This is a genomic window from Methanomicrobia archaeon (assembly GCA_011049045.1).
Taxonomy (GTDB): Archaea; Halobacteriota; Syntropharchaeia; order Alkanophagales; family Methanospirareceae; genus JACGMN01.
In genome coordinates this window covers 1-4,859 of the sequence record DSCO01000071.1, presented here as the reverse complement: position 1 = coordinate 4,859, position 4,859 = coordinate 1, and the positions used below count along the sequence as shown (strand labels likewise).

General features: G+C 51.9%; 6 protein-coding genes. 5 read left to right on the top strand and 1 reads right to left on the bottom strand.

Annotated features, from left to right (window positions below):
• Positions 1-96: 96 nt before the first annotated feature.
• From ENN68_10100 to ENN68_10090, 3 genes are read left to right on the top strand one after another with little or no spacing between them, the layout of a single operon-like run.
• Positions 97-498 (top strand): hypothetical protein, encoded by a 402-nt coding sequence (locus ENN68_10100; GenBank protein HDS46404.1) that lies wholly within the window; start codon positions 97-99, stop codon positions 496-498.
• Between the two features lie 59 nt (positions 499-557).
• Positions 558-920, top strand: coding sequence for a hypothetical protein (locus tag ENN68_10095; protein HDS46403.1), 363 nt, complete (start codon positions 558-560; stop codon positions 918-920).
• A gap of 46 nt (positions 921-966) precedes the next feature.
• Positions 967-1,830 carry a diaminopimelate epimerase gene (locus ENN68_10090; GenBank protein ID HDS46402.1) on the top strand — a complete coding sequence of 288 codons (864 nt, stop codon included), beginning with the start codon at positions 967-969 and terminating at the stop codon, positions 1,828-1,830.
• 366 nt (positions 1,831-2,196) lie between these two features.
• On the opposite strand, the gene ENN68_10085 is transcribed toward ENN68_10090, so the two are convergent.
• Entirely contained in the window at positions 2,197-2,613 is a 417-nt protein-coding gene (locus tag ENN68_10085; protein ID HDS46401.1) for a nuclear transport factor 2 family protein, read from the bottom strand.
• A gap of 457 nt (positions 2,614-3,070) precedes the next feature.
• Here ENN68_10085 and ENN68_10080 point away from each other — a divergent pair, with 457 nt between their 5' ends.
• Together ENN68_10080 and ENN68_10075 are read left to right on the top strand one after the other, a co-directional pair.
• Positions 3,071-3,484, top strand: a complete 414-nt coding sequence (locus ENN68_10080; GenBank protein ID HDS46400.1) for a CBS domain-containing protein — start codon at positions 3,071-3,073, stop codon at positions 3,482-3,484.
• A 382-nt stretch (positions 3,485-3,866) separates the two neighbouring features.
• A complete protein-coding gene (locus ENN68_10075) occupies positions 3,867-4,745 on the top strand; it encodes a hypothetical protein (GenBank protein ID HDS46399.1) in 879 nt (292 codons plus the stop codon).
• Positions 4,746-4,859 lie beyond the last annotated feature (114 nt).

Sequence of the window (4,859 nt, the reverse complement as noted above, 5' to 3'; positions counted from 1 at the left end):
CTCTATTAGATATTTGGGGGCTTTACACTTATCTGTTTCGGTTTAAATCAATATAGTAATAGTTGCTGGTGTCAAATTCAGGTTGGAACGATTGATGTGCTCGCATCAGAAATCACCGAGATGCGTGGAGCATCATTTTTCAGATCGCGTGAGGCGCTCGAATCAGCAAAAAAGCTCGGATATCCGGTTATTGTAAAATCATCAGATGAGCAGAATGATGTAACGGACGAAACCATAAATGCCCTTTTAACGCTTATTGGTACCATTCAAAGTACGTGGACTGATAGACAAAGAGAAGTCGTAACGTTTTGCAGAGCCCATGGTGATTATACATACAGTGCTATAGCAAGGGAACTGAATGTCACTAAACAGTCCATATCACAAGTAGTGCATGCGGCCCATTGGCCGGCGGTACAGATAGGCGAGCAGGCCGTACGGCGGCTGTTACAGGAGCTCCCTGCCCGTGTGCGTGCAGAAGGCCAAAAGGTAAAGCATTAAAGCCTGACAATAGAAGATAAAGCATAATAGCCTGATATAACCGCGAGGATCTGGTGTGTATGCTGATACCGTGGCACTCGATAGAACTCGCAGCTCTTTTTGCCGCTGCGTACGCGGTTACGATTAGTGCCGGAAGTTACGTCGTAGCTTTCATCCTGCGTAAATTCCCCGTAGCTGGTGTGGGTGGCCTTGAGCACGCTGGTCTTGCCATCGGGATCCTCGAACGTATCTTTGTGCTCACCCTGGTTCTGTACGGGCAGTTTACCGCGATCATGCTGGTATTGACCGCGAAATCGATCGCACGATTCGAGGATCTAAAGAAGCGCGAATTTGCGGAGTATTATCTCATAGGCACTTTTTCAAGCATGCTCTTCGCGCTTTTTGTGGGCTTAGCGACCGTTTGGCTTTTGGCTCAGTTATGAGGGCGAGTGGGAAGTTATCTTGGACAAAGGGTGAAAGAGTGAAGAGATGAGGCGCATAAGGTTCACCAAGCTACAGGGCAGCGGGAACGATTTCATTCTGATCGATGACCGTTTGGAGCGAAGTTCAGATGCAGCTAAAGCGGCATGTGCGCGCGCGCTGTGCCGGCGGAAATTCTCCGTGGGTGCGGACGGTGTTCTATTCATCTGTCTACCCACTTCCGATGCGTTTGACCTGCGGATGCGTATCTTCAATCCTGATGGCTCGGAGGCGGAGATGTGCGGGAACGGGATGCGGTGCTTCGCGAAATACGTCTTCGAGCACGGGATCATACACAGCAAGCGCATACAGGTGGAGACCCTGGCAGGCTTGATCGTGCCCGAAGTTGAGCTTGATGATACCGGTCTGGTCAGGTCGATCCGCGTGTTTATGGGCAGGCCGGTGTTTGAAAAGCTCGACGAGCCATTCTTCGTGAATGCGGACATCGGGTCGTTACGCGTGACGGCATTGAGTCTCGGCAACCCCCACGCGGTCGTCATTGTGGACTCGTTCGAAGGTCTTGACGTGCATACCGTGGGAAAGGCGATCGAATCCCACCCGGCCTTTCTGCCGCAAAAGACCAATGTCGATTTCGTCGTGCGCCGCGAGGGAAGTACGCATGAACTAACCGTGAGGACCTATGAGCGTGGCGTCGGAGAGACGTTAGCGTGCGGGACTGGCTCTACCGCTTCCGTTCTGACGCTCTATCAGCTCGGGTTGGTGAATAAGAACGAGCCCGTCACCGTTCATACCCGGGGTGGGGATCTGGTCGTCGAGGTGCGGGAGGACGGTGCGTATCTGCAGGGGCCTGCGGAAGAGGTATATGAGGGTGTGGTTGATCTGGCGTACCTTTCACGCACCCGCCCGGCTTGAGGTCCTCAATACGATGATGGAGACTTGGAAGTACACCCACACATAAAGTTTAAAACCTACCTGATTCTGTCAGCCAACCAAGTAGCGGAAATGATATCCCACTTTTCGGGGTAACGGCTCACAATTGTAACTGATATCAGCGAATCTATCGAAGGGCGAAGCGGAAGCGGCCTCTTATCAACTCAGCCGTATCGCCGGAATCCACCCCTCGTGCCGCTTGCCATTGATGTCCACGAACTCGTTGCAGGTTATGACTCCACCTGTTGCGTTGTAGGACGGCTCATGGATGATCTGGGGTATATGTTGCTATATGTTGCATCAAGTCTGCTTGACCATGGCGATGGCACGTTTAAAGTCCGCAGGAGTTCACTCCCGGCGAAAGGCTGCCACTAGATCCGCGGTGTCATAATAGTGCCGGCACTTGACTATTTTCCCCGCGCGCAGGGTGAACACCATCACCCAATCGTGCTCATAGGTGCGGCCGGTGGTTCTTACCGTACCACGATTTCTGCCCTCTACGATTACACGATCGCCCTGGGCGGTAAAGGCAAAGGTCTCCATCCGTTCGATCTCCATCTTTTCGCCGAGTTTCTTGAAAAAGGCTGCAATCTCCTCACGGCTGTGACGCGATTGAGCCCACGAGATATCCTTTGGTGCGGTCCGGGTGACCGGCGACTGAAAATCCCCCTCCGCAGCGAACACGTTCAGAGCAGCTCTAAAGTCCCCCTGCTCAAATGCCGCAAAATGTTGCTTTACTACTTCTACATTTGCTTGAACGTTCATCAGATCACCTCACGTAGATATAACGCCTACAGATAAGAAGAAGCTAAACTGGAGTGTCCTAATAGAGCGCGGCTTCGTGAAGAGCAAGAATAAAATGCGTTCTCCTAGAGCAGCAGAGAGGAGGGCACTGAGGGTGTATACGGTCACCGATAAGGTCGCGGACGTGAAGGAGTGGCCTTAGGGTAACATCGAACGAACACTCTATAAGGTTATCTGCTAGAAAAAAATAGCGCTAAACTAAAACATTTAAGCAAAAAATTTTTAAGGTAATCCGACTAACCCTTACATGGTGGGAGGCTTGGCGTAACGAAGCGGGCGGGGAGACCTCACCATGGAAACAGTTACGCTCTAAAGAAGGGTAGCTTTGCATACGGTGAAATCGTCTCACGTTCATCTCTTTTGATGAAAGCGTCAAGGAGGGGCGCTCTAAAATACCCAAGTACTAGGAGGTGGAAAAATGGCAGATGAGATGTTAGAGGTTGGAGATGTGATGACCCTGAAAGTCATTACGGAAGCTGAAGAGACTCCAGTCACCAAACTCTCGAATGAGATGGAGCTTGGAAAAATCGGGAGCATTGTTATAACCCGGGCGGGCAAGCCTGTTGGTATTGTCACTGATCGTGATATCGCGCTCAAAGTCTCTGCGCTGAAACGGAATCCGGCAGAGATACGAGCGCGGGAGATCATGTCCTCGCCGCTGATCACCATTGAGCGGGACGCGTCGTTGGAACGAGCGTGCGAGCTCCTCGCGGAGAAGGGTGTGCGCAGGTTACCGGTGATCGATGATGATCGACTCGTCGGGATTATTAGCGTGCGTAATATTTTGACTCGAAGCCCGACCTACGTGCATAAATTTTATCCCTCGATATGAGTTCGGGAAGCTGAGCGACTCAGCGGCCCCTGTCGGTTGGTGGCATAAACATGCCTTACTTTGGCACGAGCCCCTCAAAGGTCTTCAGGATTATATAAATAGAATTGCTATTTTATCTCAAAGTAATCTGTAAGTCATCACTCCTAAAATACAACTCCCTTCTTGCCCTTCGATTCTCGTGTTATGTGCACCTTAACAGTTACCTTACTCGCTTCGCTCGCCCCAGCCTAACAGTATGCGTGCACTCCCCTTTCTAGCCGATTTCCTGTGCTTGTTATAGTTAAGATTATCAAATAAGGTTAGAGGGTATTTCAAAATCCTCTTATACTAGTCAGCCGCTCTCAGTAATCGAAGATATTGACAGCGTTGGGCCAGGACTCACATGAACGGGCATGAGGGACACGGTAAGATGGAGCTGCATGACGAGCATGCGGTGCGTGCTGGACCACTGAAAGGGCATGACGGCAACCACCACCAGAAGATGATGGCAGATTACCGAAAGCGGTTCTTCGTCTCCATCATAGTGACCATCCCCATTCTTCTCCTCTCACCCCTGATCCAGGCAGTTTTTGGGGTCGAGGAGGTCATCAGTTTCCCGGGTGAATTGCACGTGCTCTTGCTCCTGTCATCTGTTCTGCATCTTTACGGCGGCTACCCCTTTCTCAAGGGCATTATCACGGAGCTGCAAGATCGGCAGCCCGGTATGATGACCCTTATAGCGGTGGCGATCACCGTGGCTTATCTCTACAGCGCTGCGGTGGTGCTCGCACTACCGGGCAAAATCTTCTTCTGGGAACTCGCGACCCTGATCGACGTCATGCTCCTGGGGCACTGGATCGAGATGCGGTCGGTCATGGGGGCATCACAGGCCCTCGAGGAGCTGGTCAAGCTGATGCCATCGCAAGCACACCGGATCGTGGGGGGCGATCAAACGGAGGATGTTCCCGTAGAGGAGCTCAAGGTCGGGGATAACGTTTTGATCAAGCCGGGCGAGAAAGTGCCCGTGGATGGCGAGATCCTTGAGGGTGAGTCCTCCCTTGACGAATCAATGCTCACGGGAGAATCCATCCCGGTGAGCAAATCTGGAGGTGATGAGGTGCTAGGAGGCTCAGTCAACCACGAGGGGGCCCTGATGGTGGAAATCAAGAAGACGGGGGCAGCATCATATCTGGCCCAGGTCGTGGACATGGTGAAGAAAGCCCAGGAATCCAGGTCGAGAGCACAGGATCTGGCCAATAGGGCTGCACTCTATCTTACCTAAACTCTTCTTTTTAACCCATAAGGTCTCGCCCGAGAGGTCATCAGCACAGCATGGGTGGTCGCGAATCGCCCTTTCATCGCCGAGCGATGCCTGTTCATCCTTTTTGCGCATATT